Below are 1,131 nucleotides of genomic sequence, written 5' to 3'. Positions count from 1 at the left end.
GGTACTTTCCGTATAAAAGTTTATTTATTTCGTATATAGATTTATTGTTATACCTGTTCATAAGTTTTATTATCAGAAAAATTACAGCAGTTATTAATATGCCATATACTAATATTAAAATCCAACCATCATGGCCACAAACCATAGCTAAATTAGCTGGTAAGCTAAGAATCCCTGCACCTATTTGAATTGATACAATAAGTCCCATTAGCTGACTAGAGGTTATATTATTTTCTCTATTATCCATTTTTCTTACCCCTTTCCTTATCCAGTGGTTTAGCTACATCTGGCCTTTTCTTTAAATATCTAATTGGAGCCCTTATATAGGTATCTTTTAAATCACTAAATTTAAAAGGTGCCATAGGTTGAAAATAGGGTTCCCCAAGAGAATCTAATACTATTAGGTGTGCAAGCAAGGTTACCATAGGAATTACTACTCCTAAAATACCAAATATTGATGAAGTTATCATAACAATATATTTAACAAGTCTAATAGAAATTCCTAAATCATAGGTAGGTATAGTAAAGCCTGCTATGGCAGAAGCAGCGATTACTATTACCATAAGGTCACTTACTATTCCAGCCTGTATTGCAGTCTGACCTATTACTAATCCTCCAACAATACTAATAGATCCCGCTATAAAGGATGGAAGTCTAATTGACGCCTCTCTTACCGTCTCTATCATAAATTCTATTAAAAACGCTTCAATAACGGGAGGAAAAGGTACCTTTGTTCTGGACTGTGCAAGTTGAACTAGTAAAGGTAGCGGTATCATGTAGTAATGGTAAGTAAGTAATGCAATATATATGCCTGGAAGAAATAATGCTATTAATATTGCCATCATACGTAGCATACGAAGGTAAGTTGCACCTACCCAATGAGTTGTATAATCTTCAGGTGCTTGAGTAAATGCAAAAAAAGTTATAGGAGCTACCATTACAAAGGAAGTTTCTTGAAGCATTATTACAAATTTACCTTCTAGTAATCCTGCTACCGCTTTATCCGGTCTTTCTGTAGACAGGTATTGAGGAAAAATAGAATTTGGATGGTCCGCAATAATTTGTTCTAAATAACCAATTGCTATAAGACTATCAGTATCTATTTGATTGATTTTATTAGAAATAATTTGT

2 protein-coding genes are annotated in these 1,131 nt (G+C 33.2%); both read right to left on the bottom strand.

Features of this window, described 5'->3' with window-relative positions; translation table 11 throughout:
- Positions 1–247 (bottom strand): GerAB/ArcD/ProY family transporter (locus KPL38_RS19325; RefSeq protein ID WP_216290756.1); only part of this gene is annotated, 247 nt, incomplete at its 3' end.
- The coding region (locus tag KPL38_RS19320; protein WP_216290755.1) for a spore germination protein at positions 240–1,131 on the bottom strand (892 nt) is incomplete at its 5' end. The genes KPL38_RS19320 and KPL38_RS19325, both read right to left, overlap by 8 nt.

The organism is Clostridium psychrophilum (assembly GCF_018861705.1).
GTDB lineage: Bacteria > Bacillota > Clostridia > Clostridiales > Clostridiaceae > Clostridium_AD > Clostridium_AD psychrophilum.
Note: the sequence above shows the minus strand (reverse complement) of the source record. Positions and strands in the feature narration are given on the sequence as shown.